The 23,249-nt window shown below is 44.9% G+C and carries 18 protein-coding genes; 5 read left to right on the top strand and 13 right to left on the bottom strand.

Translation table 11 applies throughout. The features are described from left to right. Positions 1–230 precede the first annotated feature (230 nt). Positions 231–1,643, top strand: a complete 1,413-nt coding sequence (locus tag F955_RS09055) for an iron-containing redox enzyme family protein (protein ID WP_004893673.1) — start codon at positions 231–233, stop codon at positions 1,641–1,643. A 53-nt stretch (positions 1,644–1,696) separates the two neighbouring features. Here F955_RS09055 and F955_RS09050 read toward each other — a convergent pair whose 3' ends face one another. From F955_RS09050 to F955_RS09025, 6 genes are all read right to left on the bottom strand, one after another. After that, entirely contained in the window at positions 1,697–2,941 is a 1,245-nt protein-coding gene (locus tag F955_RS09050) for an NADH:flavin oxidoreductase/NADH oxidase family protein (protein WP_004893670.1), read from the bottom strand. Positions 2,942–3,043: 102 nt separating this feature from the next. Next, on the bottom strand, positions 3,044–4,630 hold the full coding sequence (locus tag F955_RS09045) for an ABC transporter ATP-binding protein (protein ID WP_004893667.1): 1,587 nt from the start codon (positions 4,628–4,630) through the stop codon (positions 3,044–3,046). After that, positions 4,605–5,618, bottom strand: a complete 1,014-nt coding sequence (locus tag F955_RS09040; RefSeq protein WP_004893664.1) for an ABC transporter permease — start codon at positions 5,616–5,618, stop codon at positions 4,605–4,607. Before F955_RS09040 ends, F955_RS09045 begins: the two co-directional genes overlap by 26 nt. Then, complete coding sequence (locus tag F955_RS09035) at positions 5,618–6,685, bottom strand: microcin C ABC transporter permease YejB (protein WP_004893663.1); 1,068 nt, start codon at positions 6,683–6,685, stop codon at positions 5,618–5,620. The genes F955_RS09040 and F955_RS09035 overlap by 1 nt, the downstream gene beginning before the upstream one ends. 18 nt (positions 6,686–6,703) lie before the next feature. Next, positions 6,704–8,545 carry an extracellular solute-binding protein gene (locus F955_RS09030; protein WP_004893659.1) on the bottom strand — a complete coding sequence of 614 codons (1,842 nt, stop codon included), beginning with the start codon at positions 8,543–8,545 and terminating at the stop codon, positions 6,704–6,706. A 27-nt stretch (positions 8,546–8,572) separates the two neighbouring features. Continuing rightward, entirely contained in the window at positions 8,573–11,890 is a 3,318-nt protein-coding gene (locus F955_RS09025) for a LysM peptidoglycan-binding domain-containing protein (RefSeq protein WP_004893656.1), read from the bottom strand. Between the two features lie 206 nt (positions 11,891–12,096). Between F955_RS09025 and dnaQ the strand changes: the two genes are divergently transcribed. The 3 genes from dnaQ to nudC all read left to right on the top strand — a co-directional run bounded on the left by dnaQ (position 12,097) and on the right by nudC (position 16,047). Then, complete coding sequence (dnaQ, locus tag F955_RS09020) at positions 12,097–13,500, top strand: DNA polymerase III subunit epsilon (RefSeq protein ID WP_004893655.1); 1,404 nt, start codon at positions 12,097–12,099, stop codon at positions 13,498–13,500. Between the two features lie 127 nt (positions 13,501–13,627). Further along, positions 13,628–15,271 (top strand): hypothetical protein, encoded by a 1,644-nt coding sequence (locus F955_RS09015; RefSeq protein WP_004893651.1) that lies wholly within the window; start codon positions 13,628–13,630, stop codon positions 15,269–15,271. Beyond that, positions 15,271–16,047, top strand: a complete 777-nt coding sequence (nudC, locus tag F955_RS09010; protein ID WP_004893649.1) for an NAD(+) diphosphatase — start codon at positions 15,271–15,273, stop codon at positions 16,045–16,047. Before F955_RS09015 ends, nudC begins: the two co-directional genes overlap by 1 nt. Before the next feature lie 61 nt (positions 16,048–16,108). Here nudC and F955_RS09005 read toward each other — a convergent pair whose 3' ends face one another. From F955_RS09005 to F955_RS08990, 4 genes are all read right to left on the bottom strand, one after another. Beyond that, positions 16,109–16,990: an alpha/beta hydrolase gene (locus tag F955_RS09005; RefSeq protein WP_004893648.1), complete on the bottom strand. Its 882-nt coding sequence runs from the start codon at positions 16,988–16,990 to the stop codon at positions 16,109–16,111. Continuing rightward, entirely contained in the window at positions 16,980–17,663 is a 684-nt protein-coding gene (locus tag F955_RS09000; RefSeq protein WP_004810697.1) for a BON domain-containing protein, read from the bottom strand. The genes F955_RS09005 and F955_RS09000 overlap by 11 nt, the downstream gene beginning before the upstream one ends. Positions 17,664–17,802: 139 nt before the next feature. Continuing rightward, positions 17,803–18,222, bottom strand: a complete 420-nt coding sequence (locus F955_RS08995) for a YraN family protein (protein ID WP_004893644.1) — start codon at positions 18,220–18,222, stop codon at positions 17,803–17,805. Between the two features lie 5 nt (positions 18,223–18,227). Continuing rightward, positions 18,228–19,187 (bottom strand): penicillin-binding protein activator, encoded by a 960-nt coding sequence (locus F955_RS08990; protein ID WP_004893641.1) that lies wholly within the window; start codon positions 19,185–19,187, stop codon positions 18,228–18,230. 10 nt (positions 19,188–19,197) lie between these two features. On the opposite strand from F955_RS08990, the gene rsmI reads away from it, so the two are divergent. Continuing rightward, positions 19,198–20,040 (top strand): 16S rRNA (cytidine(1402)-2'-O)-methyltransferase, encoded by an 843-nt coding sequence (gene rsmI / locus F955_RS08985; protein ID WP_004893640.1) that lies wholly within the window; start codon positions 19,198–19,200, stop codon positions 20,038–20,040. An 82-nt stretch (positions 20,041–20,122) separates the two neighbouring features. Here rsmI and F955_RS08980 read toward each other — a convergent pair whose 3' ends face one another. From F955_RS08980 to ubiH, 3 genes are all read right to left on the bottom strand, one after another. Next, complete coding sequence (locus tag F955_RS08980; protein ID WP_004893637.1) at positions 20,123–20,371, bottom strand: hypothetical protein; 249 nt, start codon at positions 20,369–20,371, stop codon at positions 20,123–20,125. Positions 20,372–20,545: 174 nt separating this feature from the next. After that, positions 20,546–21,787 carry an FAD-dependent monooxygenase gene (locus F955_RS08975; RefSeq protein WP_004893635.1) on the bottom strand — a complete coding sequence of 414 codons (1,242 nt, stop codon included), beginning with the start codon at positions 21,785–21,787 and terminating at the stop codon, positions 20,546–20,548. Further along, complete coding sequence (gene ubiH, locus F955_RS08970; protein ID WP_004893633.1) at positions 21,784–22,992, bottom strand: 2-octaprenyl-6-methoxyphenyl hydroxylase; 1,209 nt, start codon at positions 22,990–22,992, stop codon at positions 21,784–21,786. The genes F955_RS08975 and ubiH overlap by 4 nt, the downstream gene beginning before the upstream one ends. Between the last annotated feature and the right edge of the window lie 257 nt (positions 22,993–23,249).

The following is a 23,249-nucleotide window of genomic DNA, read 5'->3' as shown; positions in this document are numbered from 1 at the left end:
TATCTTAAAATGATCTTCTCATAAAAAAGCTCAGGCATTGTGACCTGGGCTTTTTTATTGCCTTCAATTTAATTTATTTTTACCATATATTCAAAATAATAAACCTCTAAAAATTTACGCACTTTTGCAAAGTCCTTGTATTTTCCGCCATAAAATCGAACAAAAACCAAACATCTGATCTTTCACATAAGGCTAAGGTAAGTTAGGAGCCAATATGCAAGGATAAGATTATGTTCACGAGTACGGAGTTTTGTTTAACTGCACCCCCATTTGAAAATCTTGTTCAAGAACCAACTAAAAGCTTCAAAGATTGGGTGGATTTTTTTCTGGATGAGCAGATCTCTAAAAAAACAAAAACAGATTCGGCAGAACAATACCTCAGTCAGTTAATCCAGCACATCGATCTGGGTTCCATCAGCTGGCTCGACCAACCCGAACATGCTGCTACGCATTTTTTAGAAGAACATCATAAAATTTGTGGAATATTTCAGGATTATCTCAGCCGTCGCAAACAAGGCGGACAACGTGAATACTTTGCTACGGTATCGCATGCATTTGAATTTCTCTACCGGGTGGCACCTACAAAAATGGTCGATGGCTCATGGTTATACTCTACTCTGGAACATGCGGATCAACCTGCGCTTAAAGACCTGATTCATATTTATCTGGAAGAGCTGGGGCTGGGTCATCCACAAACCAACCATGTCACCATGTATCAGGATCTGCTAAATAACTATGAACTCACTGCCTATAGCGAACAACTCGATGACCGCTATTATGAACAGGCAGCTGTCCAGTTGGCTTTGGCGTATGCGCCAGCTGAATATTTACCGCTGGTGATTGGCTTTAATCTGGGCTATGAACAACTACCGCTACATTTATTAATTACCAATTATGAACTGGCTGAACTCGGTATTAATCCGCATTACTTTAATGTGCACATCACGATTGATAATGCGCATAATGGCCATGCGCAAAAATCCCTGCAAGCTTTCCTGGATCTATACCGTTCTGCAGAACACCCAGAGCGCTATCTGGAAATGGTCAAACAGGGTTACTTGCTGAATGATGTAGGCAAGAGTTCTACTCAGATCGTGCGTGAGTTGGATCTCGATGCCCAGGTGTTGAAACTGTTTCAGCAGAAAGCTTTAATTGGTCAGTACATTCATAACCAGAAATGTCAGTTTAGTGGTAAGACCATCAATGAGTGGTTGTCACAACCTGAACAGATTCAGGATTTTCTACAGGTCATGATGGATAAAGGCTGGATTCAACGTGGACTGTCTGTAGAGCAAAGCCGTTTCTGGAAACTGATTGATGATCCAGATGGCAAGATGTTTGGCGTATTTAATGCCACAGAGAAACAGATAATTCGTGACTGGATTCAAGGTCCAGAACTGGCTCGACGGCTTTCTTCACATCAACTACGGACGCAAACGCCGATAATCAGTCGGCAAGAGCAACATAAGCTGGAAGAACTTCGCTTGCATCTAAAGCGTTGTGACAATAATGAGGAAAAACTGGAGATTCTCACGCCTTATGTAGCACCACATTGTCATTATCAGCAGCTTGGACTTTGGGCGACACAACAGGTCTCTAAAATCCTGTTTCCTTTCCAGACCCAAGCGGTGCAATTCAGCTAAATCTGTTGCATTTAAAAAGGCACCTTACGGTGCCTTTTTAAATGTAGATCAGGTTATGCAGATTTACGTGAATTGATCTGTCCTTTAATCACAGCAGTGACATTGCCTTTTAGATAATGCAGGAAAACTTTTAATGGTGACAGTTTTGGATTTGGCTGTTTGCCTTGAGCAATCTGTTTAAACTGCGCGGCATACCAGATGATTTCCATGATTGCCATTTTATCAATCATTGGAATACCGGTTTTAATCTTCTCTACGGCATAGCGTACATCCTGCCCTGCCACGAGCTTCTGCCCCAGATCAGTTTCTACTGCAAACGGACGGGCAATACCCACAAAATCACAGGCACCACTCTCAAGTGCGGCATTCATACCAGCAGCAGTTCTAAAACCGCCAGTCACCATAATATGGCAGCTCACTTCCTGACGGATTTTTTCGGCAAAATCCAGGAAATAGGCTTCACGGGCAATGGTCGAGGCCTTGCGCTTGTCTGCTTTCACGCCTGCCATTGCTGGTGCTTCATAGCTACCGCCGGACACCTCAATCAGGTCAATGCCTACGGCATCAATAGCTTTAAAGACATAGATCACATCTTCTTCAGTGATACCACCACGCTGGAAGTCAGCCGAATTCAGTTTAACAGAAATAATGAAATTTTCTGAAGTTGCAGCACGAACTGCCTTATAGATTTCTAATAAGAAACGGGTACGGTTTTCAATACTGCCACCCCACTGATCCTGACGTTTATTGGTCAATGGCGATAAGAACTGACTGATCAGATAACCATGCGCACCATGCAACTGTACGCCTTCAAATCCTGCTTTTTCACAAATTGCAGCAGAAGTTGCAAAACGCTGGATAATATCCAGAATTTCATCTTCGCGCAGTTCACGTGGGGTACCAAAACTGACAGCCAGTGCCGGACTAAATGGCACTGCCGATGGTGCTACAGTTTCCCGATTCAACCCTTTCGGACATTGACGCCCCGGATGTGACAACTGCACCAGTTGCACCATACCATGACGTTTGCCAACTTCTGCCCAAGCCTTAAGTTTGTTCAGGTCACGTTCTGTTTCAGCGACTACAACACCCGGTTCATTCTTGGCACGAAAATCCACCATGACATTACCAGTAATCGCACAGCCTAGCCCGCCTTTAGCCCAGGCTTCGTAGAGTTTCAAATGTGAGTCATTCGGCTGACCAGCATCATTAGCGAGTGCCTCGCTCATAGCTCCCTTGATGATACGGTTTTTAAAGATGGTATTACGAATCTGAATTGAATCTGCCAGTTGTGTCATGTTTTTTCCTAAACATTATGCTTTTATTCTGTCGGTGTTATACCGTGTCAGCAAGGAATTGACAATGACCCATGTCAATTTCGTTTAAAAAGATTTGTAGTTTTAATATTGGCTGGCTGCAATTAACTGGCGGGTATAGTCAGTTTTTGGGTGCAGGAATAATTGTTCAGTTTCCTGAACCTCCATAACTTGTGCGTGATGCAGTACCAAAACTTGCTGGCAAAGTGCTCGTACTACCTGTAAATCATGACTGATAAACAGGTAGCTAATCCTTTCTTCTTGCTGAATACGACGTAACAGTTTCACAATTGCGCGTTGTGTAGTACGGTCCAGTGCTGAAGTCGGCTCATCCAGAATTAAAAGTTTTGGCTCTAAAATCAATGCTCTTGCCAATGATACACGCTGACGCTGCCCCCCAGAAAGCTCATGCGGATAGCGGTCTTTAAAAGATGCGGGCAGCTCTACCTGCACTAAAGCTTCCTCGACACGACTACGGATTTGCTCCTCGGTCATCGCCTTCAAGCCCAACCCTTCACCAATGATCTGTTCAATGGTCATACGCGGATTCAGACTGCTAAATGGATCCTGGAAGACGATCTGAAAATTACTACGTAATGGCCGCAAAGCTTTTTCAGACAATTGATTCAAATCCTGATTTTCCAAAAGGATTTGACCGTGGCTTTCAATCAATCGTGCTATGGCTAAAGCAAGTGAACTTTTACCTGAACCACTTTCTCCTACTACTCCAATCGATTGTCCCTGCAGCATGCTTAAATCCAGCAGTTCGACAGCAGTAACATAGTCCTTAATGCGATTCAGTAGACCCTGTTTGATGGGAAATTTGACTTCTACCTGCTTAAGTTCAAGCAAGGTTTCAGTCTGAGCTAAAGGCAGTACCTGACCAAAATCATGATTGAGCAAGTCTTGGGTATAAGCCGATTGGGGTGAATTAAAGATCTGTTGTACTCCACCTTGCTCTTCAATGCGACCCTTGTTCATAACAATGACCTGATCAGCATAGCGTCTCACCAGATTCAGGTCATGACTGATCAGAATCATCGCCATCTGCCGACTCTCCTGTAATGATTTCAGCAAATGTAAAATCTGGGCTTGCAAGGTGACATCGAGTGCTGTAGTTGGTTCATCTGCAATCAGGATATCTGGATCTAGTGCCAATGCCATGGCAATCATCACGCGCTGACGCTGGCCACCAGATAATTCATGCGGATAACGTCTTAGTTTGTCCTCAGGTTCAGGAATACCAACATCCTTCAGTAACTCCAGCACCCGTTCTCGTGCCTTGGCTTTAGACCAGCCCTGCAACAACAAGGTTTCGCCAATGATCTTTTCTACCCGATGCAATGGATTTAGTGCCGTCATCGGCTCCTGAAAGATCATGGCAATTTTCTTGCCGCGAATCTGACGTAATTGAGGCTGAGAAAGCGTCAGTAAATTCTGACCATCTAATACCGCCCGACCTTGTACCTTTAAATTTCTTGGCAACAAACCCAAGATTGCCAGACTACTAATCGATTTACCTGAACCGCTTTCACCGACAATCGCCAAGGTCTGTCCGGCAGATAGTTCAAAACTCAGCTGTTGTACCAGTACCTGATCTAGACTGCTGATCTGCAGATTTTCGACCTGTAGAAGCGGTGTTGCGTTATTGACGTCTTGGATCGAATGCATCACGCGTCGCCTCCCCAATATAGATCAGTAAAGATAGAACTATGGCCAGCGTAAAGAAACCGGATAAAGCCAGCCACGGCGCATTCAGATTATTTTTGCCTTGTAGCAGCAATTCACCCAGTGAAGCCGCATCAGGTGGCAATCCATAACCGAGAAAATCCAATGCGGTTAAAGCGGTAATATTAGCCGTCAGCATAAATGGTAGCTGTGACAGACTCGAACTCATGGCATTAGGTAAAATATGCCGGAAGATAATCGCGCGATCAGAAACACCAAGGCTACGCGCGGCACGCACATAGTCAAAATTACGTGCCCGTAAAAATTCAGCCCGTACCAGACCAACCAGGGTAGTCCAGCCGAACAGCAGCATGATCAGGAATAGCCAGTACACATTTGGGGTAAACATGCTGACCAGAATCATCACCATAAACAGCATCGGCAAGCCGCCCCAGACTTCCAGAACGCGTTGCCCTGCCAGATCAATCCAGCCGCCATAGTAGCCCTGAATCGCACCGATTATAATGCCGATGACTGCAGATGCAATGGTCAGTGCAAAGCCGAACAGCAATGATATTCGTAGACCGTAAAGGATTCGCGCCAACACATCACGACCTTGGTCATCAGTCCCTAGCCAGTTTTGTGACGTGGGTTCAGACGGCACTGGCACTGCCAGTTCCAGGTTTGGCGTCTGGTAGGAATATTCAATCAGTGGCCACAATGCCCAACCCTTGGCATTGATTAACTGCTGGACGACGGGATCTTTATAATCTGCTTCAGTTTCAAACATACCACCAAATGTGGTTTCCGGATAAGTCTTAAATGCCGGCATATACATTGAACTGTCATATCTCACTAGCAACGGTTTATCATTAGCAATCAGTTCTGAACCTAAGGACAAAATCAAAATAATGATAAAGATAATAAAGCAGCTGAAGCCGAGTTTATTTTCCTTAAAACGCTGCAAGCGAGCTCGCATGATCGGTGACATTATTTGGCACCTCGCGAGTCAAAGTTAATTCGCGGGTCGATCACCTGATACATCACATCACTGATCAAACGCAGAATCAGCCCAAGCAAAGTAAAGATAAACAAGGTCCCAAAAATCACCGGATAATCACGCTGTACAATCGCTTCAAAACCAAGCAGACCTAATCCATCTAAGTTAAAGATAATTTCAATAAACAGGTTACCGACAAAGAAGATCCCGACCAGTGCTTCCGGCAGACCCGCGATGACAATCAGCATGGCATTTCGGAAGACGTGTCCATATAGCACACGCGATTCATTTAAGCCCTTGGCACGTGCTGCCAGTACATACTGTTTGCTCAGCTCTTCCATAAAAGAATATTTAGTTAAGTAAGTCAGCCCGGCAAAACCACCAATTACCATCGCCAGCAATGGCAAGGTCATATGCCAGAAGTAATCCTTAATTTTTCCGAACCAGGACAATTCAGCAAAGTTTTCCGATACCAACCCTTGCAATGGGAACCATTGGAAATAGGAACCACCCGCAAAAAATACGATGAGTAAAATGGCAAAGACAAAAGCCGGAATGGCATAACCCACGGCGAGCAGCATCGAAGTGGATTTATCAAACAGGCTGCCATGCTGACGCGCCTTTCGAATCCCAAGTGGAATCGAGACCAGATAAATCAGCAAAGTGCTCCACAGTCCCAATGACAGAGAAACTGGTAATTTTTCCAATAATAATGTAGTTACAGGTTTATCTTTAAAGAAACTGATGCCGAAATCTAGTTGCACATAGCTTTTCAGCATTTCCCAAAAACGGATATGAGCGGGCTGATCAAAACCATATTGGGCCTTGATTTTTTCCACCATCTCGTCACTCAGGCCTTTGGCACCCTGATAGCTGCTTTTGGACTGTGCAGTTTCTGCACCTGTGGTTCCGCTCATGCCCTGAAAAGTTTCTGCCTGTTGAATGGCCTGTTCGACCGGTCCACCCGGCGCAATCTGAATGACAATGAAATTAATCAGCAGAATCAAAAATAAAGTCGGGATAATCAGCAAGAGCCGCTTAAGTATGTAGGTTCCCATTGTCAGTGATATTCCTTATTATTTTTGACGACGTAAATATTGGCTCACTTGTGCAGCTTTTTGTGGATTACTCCACCAGAAGTCGAATCCAACAGCAAGCTTTGGCTTGATCTTTGGCTGCTCATACATATTCCAGTAAGCATACCAGTTGCCGCCTTTCCCATAGGTCGGAATCTGATAATAGCCAGCACGTAGCAGACGATCCAGTACTTTGGTACGTATCACCAGCTGCTGGCGATCCGGTGCCTGAATCACCTTGATAATAGCATCATCAATCACAGCATTTTTGATACCCGCATAATTGTAATTACCTGGCTGATCTGCTGACGCACTACTCCAGAACTGTGCCTGCTCATTGCCCGGGTTGAGAGATTGTGGCAAGACATTGGTCGTCATATCAAAATCTTTACTGCGCATACGTTCAATGTACTGAGGTACATCGACATGACGGATATTCACCGTGATCCCCAACCGTTTCAGGTTACGTATAAAAGGCATTAAAGTACGTTGCAAACCATCCTGATGAATCAGAAACTCAAGTCGAATCGGCTTACCTTTTGGATCAGTCAGTTGCGCATTGTGATAACGGTAACCCGCCTTGAGTAACAATTCCCGCGCGACCAGTAAATTCTTGCGATTAAAGCCTGAAGCATCCGAAACTGGATATTTCCAGTCTTTCAGCACACCAGCACGCTGAATCGGATCTAACTTAGCCAGATAAGGCTTTAAAATCGCCAGTTCTTCAGCTGAAGGCATGCCCTTCGCTTCCAGCTCACTATTAGCAAAATAACTTTGTAAACGGTGGTATTGACCATAAAACAGCGCCTTGTTTTGCCACTCAAAATCATAGGCATAAGTTAAGGCCTGACGAAAGCGGATATCTTGCATTGGTGCACGACGGGTATTGAATACAAAGCTTTGTGTCGGAATCGGATTTTCATGATTGAAGTTGTATTTCACCACCATCTTGTCCTTGATGGCTGAAAAATTGTATTCCGTTACCCATTTACGTGCGGTGTATTCCTGATGCACGCTATATTGACCAGACTTAAAGCCCTCAAAACCAACATCCATATTGCGGTAATAAACAAACTTCAGGCGATCAAAGTTATATTTACCCCGGTTAATGGGTAGATCTTTTGCCCAGTAATTCGGATTGCGTTTATAGCTAATGCTGCGCCCTGCATCAATGCTTTCAATCAGATAGGGACCTGAACCCAAAATTGGCTGCATGGTGATGCGGCTAAAGTCTTTGCCTTGCCAGTTTTTCTTAGAATAGATAGGCATCTGTGCAAGAATTAACGGCATTTCCGAATTATTATTCGACTTGAAGCTCATCTTGACCTGGTACCTAGATAGTACCTCGGTTTTATCCAGATCTGACAAATACATCTGTAAGCCTGGATTGCCCTTGGTTGTGTACGTATCAAAACTGAATTTTATATCTTCTGCAGTGACTGGCGTACCATCACTAAAACGTGCTTTGGGATTCAGATGATAAATCACATAGGCAGTTTTTTTTGGATCATAGGTGACTTTTTCAGCCAGCAAGGGATACATCACGCCCGGCTCATCCAGGGAACTAACCATAAGCGTATCAAACAGGTATTCCACGCCATCTGCTGCTGTACCTTTGCCGTTCATGGCATTCAGGTTATCAAAGGTACCATTGGCAGACTGGCTGAGATAGCCACCTTTGGGCGCTGCAGGATTGGCGTAGGGTAAATGTGTCAGCCCGGCATATTTGGGCTGACTATGAATGGCGATATAAGGAGTGGTCTGCAGTGCAGCCCAAGCCTCCTGAGTAATGACCGAAATTCCACAGATATAAATCAGGCGCTTTGCAGCAGCAAACGGCATTCAGATACTCCCTGTATCATTTCGGCTTTAGAGATTTGGAACCTTGATCACATCCCCAATACGCAGTTGAGTATTCGGTTTCAGGTCATTCATTTCTGCCAGTGTACTACTGTCCATGCCATAACGTGAGGCTAAACCGATCAATGTATCGCCACGCTTGATTTTATATTCCGTAATACGTTTAGGGACTTGCAGACTTTGGCCCACACGCAAGCCTGCATTAGCACGCAGATTATTTAAACTGGCAAGTTCTGTGGTGGTAATTCCCAGACGACTGGCAATCGCGTTAAGTGATTCGCCTGACTTCACTGTATAGCTTTCTGTGGCCTTAGATGAAACAGTCGTGGTTACTGCTTTGATCTCATCTACCTTTTTACTTTCTGGCAGATCACCGTCAACCTTCAGACGCTCTCCGACACGTAATGGACTCGATACAGACAAATCATTCAGCTCAGCCAAATATTTCAGTTGTAATTTGTACTCGCGTGCAATTGAACTGAGGGTTTCACCTGATTTCACTATATGGGTGTCTGACTTCACACCTTTCACCGCCTGCTCAGTCACAGTTTCACGAACTGCTTCTGCATCTCCGGTCAATTTCAGACGCTGTCCTACTCGCAGGCCAGCATTACGGGATAAACCGTTCAGATTCGCCAGATGATCCATGCTCAGGTTATATTTGGCCGCAATCCCTGTCAGGGTATCACCTGACTGCACAGTATAATTCTCTGGCACAGTGCTGCCCGCAGGAATCTTAATGGTTTGACCAATACGTAGACCGCTATTGGCAGCAAAGCCATTTAAGGCTGCCAGTTCAGCCACACTGAGTTTGGACTGATTGGCAATGCTATACAGCGTCTCACCACGTTTTACCTGATAGTTTTCAGTTGCAGTCTGGTCCACTTTAACATTTTCAAACTTCTGCTCAATTTTCTTGCCTGAGCTTGCAGATTCAGCTTCATTCACAGGTACATTGATTTTTTGACCTGCCATCAGGCTGCTGCCTGAAGTCAAACCTGGCGTCAACGCAGCCAGTTCTGCATTCGAAAGTGCATAACGGTCTGCAATCAGTTTCAGATATTCGCCGCGCTGAACGGTATAAGTCTTAGTCTGAACTTTGCTGCTTTCCGCTTTTTTCGTTTCCTCAACTTTCCCTTTAGCAGCAGTTTCTTTTAAGGATAATTTTTGACCAACAAATAGACCGCTGGTCGTGCTCAAACCATTATAGTCAGCCAGCTGTTTTACCGTTAAACCAAACTGGCTGGCTACACCGGTGAGTGAATCATTGGCTTGTACCACATAGCTTTCTGGTTTTGCAGCAGGTTTTGATGCTTCTTGAACAGGTTTGGCATCATAAAGATAGATCGTGGTACCGACATATAAAGTGGCATTTGGATCAATCTGGTTCCATTTCGCCACATCCCGCCAGTTCACTCCATTTTTAGCAGCAATCAAAGCCAGGTTGTCACCCGGTAAAACCGTATAGGTACTGCGCTTGCCTTTTGGTGCAACAACCACAACTTCCGAATCTGTTTTAACGTAATTCTTGCCTTGGTTCAATTTCGCTTCGACTGAATCTGCCTTGGTACTTTCCGCTACGCCTTTTGGATAAGAGAAACCTTTGGTTAGTTCTTTACCCTGCTGTTCTGCTACAGAAAGGCTGGTCTGAATCGCAGTCAGCTTAATCTTGCCATCATAAGGATCGACAATTTCGGTACCCGCAGGTGCCAGTGCTTTCAGTTCCTCCACCACTTCTGCCTGTTCTGCGGCTGTCGCCACCGGTTTCAGGATTTCATCTACAGACTTTGGAATTTCCTCTGCCACAACCGCCGCCTGAATCTGTTCACGTTCCTTTGCAGAAATTGGCGGTTCAACCTGAATCGGTTGCACAGGTGTTACCGGCGTCACTGCAACTGGAATACGCGGTGCGCTTGGAATAGGTAATTCACTCTTCGCAGCAAAATCAGCCAAAGCTGAAGAACCTCTTGGTGTGCTGACCCTGGTCTTGCTTTGGGCAGTCTGGTTGGGTTTGGTTGTACTTGTAGCTGCTGGTGTTGCAGCGGCAGTAACAATCGCTGTAGTCGTTGCTGGGGACGTCGCTTTGCTTGCAGTAGTGGTTACAGGCGTTGCAGGTTTAACAGTTGTCGTGGTTGAGGCCGTGATTGCAGGCGGTGTCTGTTTAGCTGGCGTAATTGTTTTGCTATTCAGCTCAGGTGGCGTGGTTTTTACTGGCGTAATCGTCTGATTATTCTTCGGTAAAGTGCTGGTAGAGCTTGCCCATAAACCTGAAGAAGAGGATTGAAGCTTTTTCAGTTTTTCATCAATGGATGGACTCAGGTCAGCTGGAATCAGAATACGGCGCGGACTGTCCGGATCAATCCTGTCTCCACGATGCCCCGGGTTCAACTGATACAGTTCAGCCCGACTTAAACCGGTAATTGCAGCAATTTCATTCAGGCTGGCTGCCCCAACACTGACTTCACGAAAGTGCGGACGGTTGGCAATAGGTGGCAGGCTCACGCCATATTTGGCTGGACTTTTTACAATCTGTGCCACTGCCATGAAACGCGGCACATAGTTCATGGTTTCCTGCGGCAACTTTAGCGACCAGTAATCAGTTGGCAAACCAGCAGCCTTATTACGGTTAATCGCCTGCTGAATACGGCCTGGACCGGCATTATAGGATGCTAAAGCCAGTTCCCATGAACCGAACTGATTATATAATGCACCCAAAAACTCATAGGCAGCGCGAGTTGACTCCACCACATCACGGCGGCCGTCATACATCGAGGTCTGTTTTAAACCATAAATACGGCCGGTACTTGGAATAAACTGCCACAGACCCGCTGCAGCCGCACTACTGGTTGCTGCCGGGTCGTATGAACTTTCAATCACTGGAAGCAATGCCAGCTCAGTCGGCATACCACGGCGTTCAGCTTCTTTTACTGTGTAATATAAATAACGTGAAGCACGCGCACTTAAACGCTCTAAATATGGCTGACGTGATGCGAACCAGCCACGCTGGGCATCAATACGCGGATTCCAGACATCCAGATTCATCTTGAAACCGACAGTCATGCGCTTCCACACATCACCGTGTTTCAGTACCAACAGTCGGTCGCCTTCTACCGCACGCATATCAGTCGCGGATAAAAGATCTTCCAGACTATCCAGACTGTCGGCGCCTAAATAATTCGAACTTGTTTGTTTATGCTTGGACCCTGCCGCGCTTTGTGTCGTCGAACAACCCGTTAAACCTAAGGATGCAAGCGCAGTGCCGAGAACTGAGACTTTTAAAAATGAAGGTAACGATGGCTGCCACATGAATGCGGTTGGTTTATACATAAAGAAATCCAAACAACTTGTATAAAATTTATTTTTTAGATATGCCATTTTAATTAAGCATGTCGACGACACAAGCTAATAATTTACCGCGATTTGACGTTAAATGTTACAAGAAATTAAAAAATCGCGGAGATATGGATTATTCAAACGTATTTGCGTTATACAATATCCCACTCAGCTTGTTCTTTTTTGATCGGATTTGGTTTATGTCTCAAACAATCACACTGTATGTGGATGGCGCATGCCGCGGCAATGGTAAGGAAATCGCTGTAGGGGGTTGGGGTGCCTATATTCAGAACGGTTCAGATGAGCATAAAATTTATGGCGGCGAGCTTCAGACCACCAATAACCGTATGGAACTGATGGCTGCCATAGAAGGGATTTCTGTCTGTCCCAAAGATGCCCAGCTGGTGATCTGGACCGATTCCAATTATGTCAAAAAAGGTATCACTGAATGGATCGAAGGCTGGAAACGTAAAAACTGGAAAGATGTCAAAAATCCTGACTTATGGAAACAGCTGGATGCAGTTTGCCAGGGCCGTCAGATTGACTGGCACTGGATCAAAGGACATGCTGGCCATGAGGGTAATGAAATGGCCGATCAGCTGGCTAATCTGGGTGCGGATCTCGCCTTAAAAAATGGCGAAAAATCCCGTCATGTTCCAGCAATTCATTTTGCAGCAAGCGCTGAGAAAAAAACACAAGATATAAAAAAGCCTGAAAAAGACTGGTTACTGGATGACCCTTTTGGCCTGGAACTGGCTGAAGCTGAAGAAATGGATGAACTCATGGAAGATGTAACTGAAGTGACCATGGAAACTCACTTAAACAATCAGCCTGTCGTTGCTGAACAAACTCCAGCGGAGAATCAACTACACCCGCAGATTGTGATTACTCCAGCCACATTAAATATATCTGGTCCTCGTCAGCTGATTCTCGATACAGAGACCACCGGTTTCTATTATCAGGATGGTGACCGGATTATCGAGGTCGGCGCGATTGAAATGGTGAATCGTAAACTCACCGGCAGCTCGATTCATATTTATATCAATCCGAAAAAACCGGTAGGCGATTCAGTTAATGTCCACGGCATTACTGATGAGTTCCTGCAAGACAAGCCTTTATTTGAGGATATTTCTCAAGTTCTGTTCGATTACTTGAAAGGTGCAGAAATCATCGCGCATAACGCGACCTTCGATATGAACTTCCTGGATATGGAATTCAAGCGTGCTGGTTTTCAAACCCTGTCAGAAGTCTGTGAAGTCACGGATACCCTGGCGATGGCCAAGTCACGCCATCCGGGCCAGAAAAACTCTCTTGATGCCCTGGTACGTCGTTATGAGATTCCGCAGCGTGACCGTACTTTCCACGGCGCATTACTCGATGCAGAAATTCTGTCCGATGTTTACCTGGCGATGACCGGTGGTCAGGTTTCTTTTGATATGGATGCCCTGTCACATAGTGAAGAACAAAATGCCAGCTCAGGCAGTGTGAAAATTGAAATTGATCTACCGGTAATTTTGCCATCTGATGAAGAATTGAGCGAACATGAGAACTGGGTCAAACAATATGAAGAAAAACATGGAGCGCCTTGCCTTTTCGCAAAATAAAATCCATTATTCAGTTAACAATTTATGTTAAAAAAAATAACAGTTCAGTTATAGTAAATACAAAGATGTCCTGCCAGTTGCAGCAGGCCTCAACTATTAGATAAAACTTCAGGAAAGGTGCAGATCAATGTCTTACCAAACCTCTATACATTTTGACCCTACGGCTTTACTGATAATAAAAAATGAGGTTGATAATTCGATCAAATTGGTTGAATCAGCAGTCAGCACACTGGTAGAAGATCAGACCTTGCCTTTTGGGATTGATGATGCGCTCAACCAGTTCGAACAGTGTGCCCAAGTTCTTGCACTGATCGATATGCCAAGCCTGGCCAAAGTTACTCAATATTCTGCTGAGCTTATGCGCAAGATCATGGGGAATCCTGCCAACGTGAACACGGCAGAAGTGATCGCCCTCAGTGAAGGGACGACCATGCTGAAGCGCTATATCGAATTCATTTGCTTGCGTGAAGTCAAAATTCCACAATTTTTGCTGGATACTTTAAACCGGCTGGAACTTGCGCTGGGCAAGCCACTGACTACTGAAGGCCATCAGATTGAGTCCCTGCTCGACCTGATCACACCTGATTTTGATCTGCCGCAAGCACCTGGACTGGAGAAGTCTGCTTATGTGCATCGCCTGTACAAGCTATCGCTGAATAAACTGCTTAAGCAGGAAGAAAGCGATCTGGACTTACAAGCGATCAAACTGGTGGGGACTTATCTGGCAGGTCTTTCTGAGCAGCACCCAAGCAAACAGTACTGGAATCTGGTCTATGTGGCGTTCAATCATATCGATAAGCTCCTGATCAACGAGCCACGTTTACGCACCCTGATCAGTGTTGAGCGTAATATGGCACAGTATTTCAATGCACCAGACCGTTTCAAGGCGAACATTGCTGACCTGGCGAATATACTGAGCTTATGTATCAGCCAGGAAGATGACATTGCTCATCATATCCGTAGCAAGCTGAATATCGGTGAAGATTCATTGACCGATACTCAATTACAGGTCTTCAGCCGTCATTTATATGGTCCTGATTTTGAAACCATGCATACCATCAGTGATCTGGTAACAGCAGAAATGGCACAGATCCGTAATGACATCGAATACAACTATCACAACATGACCCCTGAAAAGACTCAGGAATTGCAGGTTCAGCTGAATAGCATGGCAAACATCTTCAAGGTTTTGAACCTGAATGAAGCTTCTAATGATCTTACTCGTCAGGCTGCTTCACTCAGTCAAGCTGAAGTGTTGAAAGATGAAGGTTTTGCCCAGCAGCTTATGAATGTGATTTTGTCTGCTATGAACTCGATTGGGATACTAGAACGTCATCACACCTCTAGCCGTTTACAGCTCCGTGTAAATAACATGAATATTTCACTGGATCGTCTGGATGAAGCACATGCTGCTTTACTGAGCGAGACCAAAGCGCTGATCGAACTTGCAAGCCACACCCTAATGAATTACTTGCAGGACCAGAACCTGCAAACATTAGAAAGCTTGCCAAACCAGATCCGTGAAATTGCGGGTGCAATGCTGTTCCTGAACGCTGAAAATGGTCAGGCCGCACTAAGCACAACGGCTGACTTTATTCAAAGCCGGATTGAATCTGCTACTGCACTCAGTACCGATGACGTCAATCGCGTGCTTGATCCACTCGCCAGCGCGGATATGCTCATTGACAATTTAAAGAGCAAACAGCCTGTATTACAGTCAATGTTTAAGGTAGCATTGGACAGTAGTCAAAAACTGAAAACTGTAGCCTAATGTCTAAATTGTCACTTGCGTATATCTTTCAACAACAGCAACTTTTAGTCGATGAAAATCTCCAGCTTCCCCAAGTGGAAGCGCTAGCAAGTGACATACAGCTCGGTACGGGTGATCAGGTGATTGCCCGTGACCTCCTCCCTGAGGAACCGATTCCTCTAGGTCTGCAACTCGTTCCAATCCGTCAGTTACTGCAATATTGGAATGTTCGCCAGTTTGAACAGGCCAGTCGCGCTGTACAGCTACTGGAATGGCGTCGCAATCATCGTTTCTGTAGTCATTGTGGTATACCGACCGAAGCCCATGCCGTAGAATATGCTATGGTCTGCCCCGCTTGCCATTACCGCCAATATCCACGCGTACAACCTTGTGTGATTACCGTGATTACCCGTGGTGAAGATGAAATCTTGCTGGCTAAAAATGCCCGAAATAAAACCAGCCAGATGTATGGACTGATTGCCGGTTTTGTCGAAGTCGGTGAAACTTTGGAAGAAGCAGTCCGTCGTGAAACGGAAGAAGAAGTCGGAATTAAAGTCAAAAATATTCAATATCTGGCCAGCCAGCCTTGGCCCTTCCCAAGTAATCTGATGATTGCCTTTAAAGCAGAATACGCTTCTGGCGAGATCAAACTGCAGGAAGAAGAAATCAGTGATGCACAATTCTTTAAGCTGGATGCCCTGCCAGAAATTCCATTCAAAGGCAGCATTGCACATTCTATGATTATGCATATCACGCAAGGCACGCCCGTGGCTGATGATACTCAAGCCTGGTTGTAAGCCAATTTATAAACAAAAAGCCCGGTATTAAATCCGGGCTTTTTACATTCAATAGAATGAATTATTTAAATGCATCTTCTAGTGCCCACAGTACTCTAGACTTGGTTACAAAGAAGCGGCTAAACAGGCTGGAAAGTGATCCAACAATAGTAATGTGTCCGAGCTTTGGAATACTGATCACATGACTATGGTTACCATGTTGCTTTAATACCCGATCCAGATCATGACTATTGAAATGTCCCACGATATCGTCTTTTTCAGCAATAAACAGATAATGCTTCAAAGGCTGAGGTTGTACAAAGTACAGTGGCATCACCTGCTGATAAGGCACTGCCTGATCAAAGGCATTAGCACAGATCGGATCATCCTTATAGTCAAAATGATAAGGCCCCGCTAAACCAATGATAGCGCGGATATTCGCCAGCCGCTCTGCTGTATGCTGCTGCGGATAGTACACCGCTGACATCACATTAAACGCACCGGCAGAATGTCCCATCAATACAATATTCTCTGATGAAATCTGCAGCTTTGCTGCCGCAGTGTGCAGATGATCCAAAAGCAGATGCAAGTCATCCACAGATTGCGGGAAGATATGTTCTGGCGCCAGATGGTAATTTGGAACCACCACGTCATAGCCTTCACGGGCAAAAGCCTCACCAATAAACTGATATTCTTTCTTATCCCCATGCAGCCAGGCACCGCCATGGACAAAAACAATCAAGGGGCGATGTGCCAAAGGCTGTGCACTACGATACAGATCAAAACGCTGCCGCGCTTTAAGGCCATAGGCCAAATGTCGTTCAGCGCTATAACCTGCTTTGGGAGTAAAACGGTTCAGCGCATAGCTGCCGAGATCATATAAACGAAAATCCCGGTAGATTTGTCTTGCAACGTTCAGATGACTCGACAGCTTGGCTTTAAAAGAGTGCACCTTATTGTGCATAAGTTGGTTCAACTGTATCAGGATCAATCGCAACTGGAGTTTGCACCAAGGCACTTGATGAAGCTGTAGTCGCAAAGTTTTGGCTGGTTGAATTGCTGAGCGTTTCCACATTATCAATCAGGGTCACAATTTTAGTGACATTACCGACTTGCGCCAGCACCTGATTAAGATCAGCAATTTCAGCATTGTTTAGACGGCCCATCACATATAACACGCCATCTTCGGTATGCACATGCACTTTACTGTCTGCAACTACAGGCGCCTTCATGATCAGACCACGGGTATTTGCCGTCGCTGCAGTATCCTGCATGATGGTGCCATAACTGATCTGGTTACCGATAGTAATAAAGTTATGTACGGCTTTCACATCACTCATGGCTTTGACATTGTCTTCAGCCAGTTGTTTCAGATGTGCATCTGGCACCTGACCAGTCAGTAGTACATGACCATGAAAACTCTCAATATTGACTCGCGACTGTTTGAATCGTGAATCAAGTTTATAAAGATTAATTTTTGCAGTACGAACAATCGAAGAATCGATAAAAACCTGTCCAAGGGTACGCGCCCCTTGGTCCGTACCGACAGGAGCCGTGCCTGTACCACCTGAAATAAAGCTGGCACAGCCCGATAAACTTGCGACACATAACATTGTTATTACAATACGTTTAACCACTCAGCAAGACTCCTTATTGTTTAATACGTCTTTGTTCAATTTAATAAATTCTGTCGCGCAATCTTGATCAACTTTTATTTTCCTTGAACATTACCATAATCTTTGTACAGAAAACCGCACAAAGAAAAGCCTGTGTTGTTCAAAGATTAATAAACTCTTGATCAAAAGTAAAAGCATTTTCAATCCATTGCGAATCATAAAGGTAATTGCAAAAATCATGCTGTATGGTTTTTGCAAAATGTTGATTAAAATCAAAACAAATCACATCAAAACGACAGAAAAAATGCTGAAATTCTTCATGATTTTGCAGGAAATAAAGAGCAGTTTTCATCATTTTCCGCTGCTTGCTAAGGGAAATTGACTCGAGTGCATTGGCATAATCTGTACTTGCCCGTGCTTTTACTTCCACAAAAACCAGCTCTTGATCACGTTGCACGATTAAATCAATTTCACCATAACGGCTGTGATAATTGGCTTGGACCAACTGAAAGCCATGATGCTGCAACAAGGCAAGCGCTTGCTGTTCTGCCCATTTTCCCAATTGCTGACTGATACGCATAATAGTTAAATCAGCTTGACGCCCTTGCTGGTATATTCAAAGCAGGCGGGCATACGTCGCAGTCCCTGCGCATTGACCTGAATATGTCCGGTACGACCCTGGAATTGTAGCTGTTCGGCTTTATGGTCATTTAAATACAGCTGACTGATCTGCCAGGCATCTCCACCAAAGGCGATTAACCGCTGATAGGACATCTGCACCGGCGCCTGCTGATAGGCATTCAATACATCTGGCCAGGCATGGGTATATAGTGCAGGTACGTCACAAAATTTAATACCTTTAGGCAAAGTTATATGCTGGTCAATCGCATTGGATACGGTATAAAGCCGTTTCTTCGGCAGGTTTCGCATTGCGGCTAACCACTCCGGATTGCCCATGAGTAATAACCCCTGTTTAGAGGACAAAGATTTTGGTGCAATATCGATAATATCAACTTGCAGATCCCCCACACTGAGCAAGGACATCAACATCAGTTCATGTTCGGTTTCACTTCCGGGCTGACGTAGTACCTGTAAATACTGAATTCGATCCTTCGTCAGTACCTTCTGTAAAGCAATTGCATCTTCACGTTTAGACAGACTGAACTGCCAGAGCTGAGGTGAACTGCTTATGCTGTCATTCAGACTCAGGGTTTTGACTTTGGGCTGGGCCTGAACCAGTGCTTCAATATCCTGACGTGCCAGTGGCCCCACGATGAGCTGCGTCTTTTTATTGACATGCTGTTTCAGTAATTGTGACATTTTCTTCTGATCAGAATTCACCCATTTAATCGGCACTTTTTGCCCTGATGCCATATAGGCACTCATGAATCCCTGTTTGATATTCGATGCAGCTCGCGCCAAAGGTCCAGATTGGGGTAGAATGACCAGAATTTCCGCTTGCACGCTGCCGATGCAGCCCAATAAGCTCAAACCCAATATTTTTTTAATATTCTTCCGTTTTTTATAATTCTGTTTATTCCACATGGAGAAACCTATGAGTGCTCAGTTATTTGTTGTTGCGACTCCAATCGGGCACTTAGATGATATTAGTTATCGTGCAATTGAGGTGTTGAAGTCGGTGAGTCTTATTGCTGCTGAGGATACACGAACTTCTATGCAATTGCTCAAGCATTTTAATATTTCCACTCCACTTACAGCCTGCCACGACCATAATGAAAGCAACAAGATAGATCAACTTATTCAACGTTTGCTCAATGGCGAAAACATGGCGCTGATCAGTGATGCGGGCACACCATTGATTAGTGATCCAGGCTTTAAATTCGTGCGTGCTGCACAGGAACACAATATTCGTGTGATTCCTGTGCCTGGTGCCTGTGCTGCAATTGCTGCTTTAAGCGCAGTAGGTTTACCGAGTGACCGTTTCAGCTTTGAAGGCTTCCTGCCATCGAAACAAAGCCAGCGTCTGCTCAATCTTGAAAAACTCAAAGATGAAACCCAGACCATGATTTTCTATGAGGCACCGCACCGCATTCTGGAATGTGTGAAAGATATGGCGAATGTGTTTGGTGCTGATCGTCCGGTTGGCTTTGCCCGTGAAATTACCAAAACATTTGAAACTATCCGAAAGATGACCTTGGGTGAATTGATTGAGTTTATTGCCAAGGACGCTAACCAGCAAAAAGGTGAAATCGTACTGGTAGTGGGTGGAGCGACTGTCGAAAAAGATATGGATCAGGAAAAACTCGACAACCTGTTACTCCGTTTATTACAGGATCTTTCTGTGAAAGCAGCTTCCCAGCTGGCAGCCGACCTGACCGGTATCAAAAAGAAAGTAGCTTACCAACGTGCACTTGAGTTAACGGGTGCCAATGACTAAATCGCTTTTTCCAGAGAAAAATAGGCATAAAAAAACACCACTGTAATCTGTGGTGTTTTTTTATATTCAGCAGGTAGATGACTTACTCGCGTATTGAATCGTCTGCCGGCACTTCAGTAATTCGACCACCGCGAGCCAGGAACGCAGCCACCTCATCTTCAAGTGCCTGACGCTTTTTTAGCTTCGCTGTCACAGTCAATGTTTCAGCTTCGAGAACGTCTGTATCACTAACAACTTCATCGCCTTCAGCAGCGCCTTTCTCTGCTGCTTTCGCTTCATCATCATCAACGACAGCATCTTCAGCTTCATCATATTCATTCATATCTGTCATTTTCATCTCCCCCACAAATGACCATCACATGTGCATTTAAACTAGGTTGTAAATTACCTGAAATTTAGCAATCTCTTTGTATTTCGCCTAGTACCAAATATTAAAAAATCGTATCTTTTTTAAACAAATTCGTTTCTTTTTACATATGATTGTTTAAAAAATAACAATTCTAGATCAGATGGCGTAGCGGGTATCTTTGAGCAGTCCCAAGCCATTGGCCTGCGTCATAAAAGCATCTTTTAATACAGGCATCTGTTCAACCTGTTTCAGGCCCAAATTACGTGCCCAAACCACAGGGAAAAGTTGAGTGGTTTCCATCCAGCCAATCGCAGACATGCTGTGCATCATGGCATCATTTTGCCCCTTACGCAGATGTTCATAGCGCTGTAAGGTTTGCTCATGTGCCCAGACGCCACGCGTTTTATCATGCAGTAACACATCACATAACACTGCCGCATCCAGACAGCCAATATTGACACCTTGTCCCGCGAGTGGATGAATCACATGGGCAGCATCACCGATCAGGGCCAGTCCATCTTGCACATATTGCTGAGCCGCACGTGCTTTAAGCGGGAAAGTTGCGCGTGGGCTTGCTTCGAGCACCTCACCAAGCATGTGATGACTTTCGCGAGTGAGTAATTGGATAAATTCCTGATCTGACAAAGCTGCATATTCTTCAGCATAATCATCCGGTAAAGTCCAGACGATCGATTGCCAATGCCCCTGTTCTTCAGCTTTTAAGCTTGCCATCGGTAAGTAAGCCAATGGACCAGTTTCCAGGAAAATCTGGCGTGCAACATGCTGATGGGGTTGTGCGGTCTTAATGGCACAGCTGATACCGGCCTGTTTATAGTCCAGGACATCAATGTCAATAAAGGCCTGTTCACGGACAAAGGAATTGGCACCATCTGCACCGATCAGCAATCTGGTTTTGAGCTGGGTACCATCGGCAAGGTGTACAATCCAGACTCCCACCCCGCGTTCTACCCGGCTAACTTTGACCTGTGTGCGGTAATCTTTCAGTTCTTGCAGCATTTTTTGCTGAATGGCCAGGTTCAGAATACTTGGCTCAACCATAGAACCAAGCGCCTGCTCGACTTTTGGTGTTTTCTTGGAAGGCTGACCAAAATTGATTTCACCATAACCATTTTTATTCCAGACCTGCATACCTGTATATGGCTGCTGACGTGCAAGTTTTTCCCAAACCCCTACTGTTTTTAGCAAATGAATAGTGGCCTGGCTGAGTGCCAATACGCGTGGATTGGCAACACTTAGTGTCTTTTCAGCATCTAGAATCGGTGCAGCATCCAGCACGGTGGCCTGTACGCCACCTTGAGCAAGTAATAATGCCGTTAAGCCACCAACCAGCCCGCCACCTACAATGACAGCATCTAATACCTGAGTTTGTTCTTTCATGCTTTGAGTCCCATTGCATAGTTGGCTACAAGTGGCTTGATGCCTGGAATATTTTCAAAAGCCACCAGTCCGGTATTACGGATCAGTTTCAGGAATGGATTCTGGTTGCTAAAACCACGTACGACTGAATCACAGAACTTGATCACACGTTGCTGATCTTTCAAGCGTGATTTTTCATAATCTTGCAGCATTTGAGCATCGCCCAAATCAGCCCCCTGTTCCAGCTGTTCTGCCAGATAACGGTTCAGCACATAAGCGTCACGCATACACAAGTTAAAACCTTGGCCTGCAACTGGATGGATCGTATGCGCTGCATTCCCCATTAACACCACACGACCAACTGCCTGCTTTTCCGCCAGGACTTGCGATAATGGGAAACTGAAACGCTTACCAGTTTTCTGGAATTTTCCGGCACGATCACCATAAGTCTGTTGTAAAGCGTGCAGGAAGTGCTGATCATTTTCATCACCCAGCCATTCATGCTCGGTACCTTTAGGAACTGGCCATACCACGGAACGACGGTATTCGCCTGGAAGAGGTAGCAAAGCCAAAGGTCCTAAAGGACTAAAACGTTCAAAACCGACATGTTGATGCGGTTTTGATGTTTGTACGGTTGTGACAATCGCAACTTGATCATAGTCGTGTACCGATGCGCCAATACCCAGTGCCTTACGACAGAAAGAATCGCGACCATCCGCAGCAATTACCAGTTTGGATTGCAGTTTTAAAGCAGTCTCGCCACGCTGTGCTTCAATATAAGCAAAGTCTTTATCCTGGATGAGAGAAGTCACCTGCACGCCATCGATCAGTTCAATGAGTAGCTCTTTTTTGACTTGTGTCAGCAATACGCGACCGAGCCAGGCATTTTCAATCACCTGACCAAAGCTTTCGACTTTTTCCTGTTCAGCGATCAGACGTGCCTTACCAAAGCTGCCCTGTTCGGTAATATTCACTTCCAGAATCGGCGTGGCATGTTCCTGTAAAGCATCCCACAGACCCAGCTCCTGATAAATCTGTACACTACGGCGTGATAAAGCGCTGTTACGGGCATCAAAACTGGAGTGATAGGGAGCAAGATTGATATCATCATAATCTGGGTATTGGATTGCTTCTAACAGTTTGACCGCAATCCCGGTTTTCGCCAGCATCAGTGCGAGGCTTAAACCCACCATCCCACCACCGACAATGATGACTTCTTGTTGCATGCTTTGATCCTTATCTGGGGTATCTATGAAGTCTAGATACGTCTAATCATGTTGGATTTAATCTTACCTCAAAGATTTTTATTTTTATAATGAATTAGTTGTTTAGCTGTAATTGATATTGCTTTGTTAATCGCTTAAATCTCTAGAGAAATAAAACTTGGCACAGATCTGTGTCTTTTTTATAAACGAACCTTAAATAGTCCTTCCAAGAATAAAGCTTAAAGAGAAAAACAATGCAAATAAAGAAATGCTTTATC

The organism is Acinetobacter schindleri CIP 107287, from assembly GCF_000368625.1.
In the GTDB taxonomy this organism is placed as follows: Bacteria; Pseudomonadota; Gammaproteobacteria; order Pseudomonadales; family Moraxellaceae; genus Acinetobacter; species Acinetobacter schindleri.
This window is presented reverse-complemented; position numbering and strand designations above follow the sequence as displayed.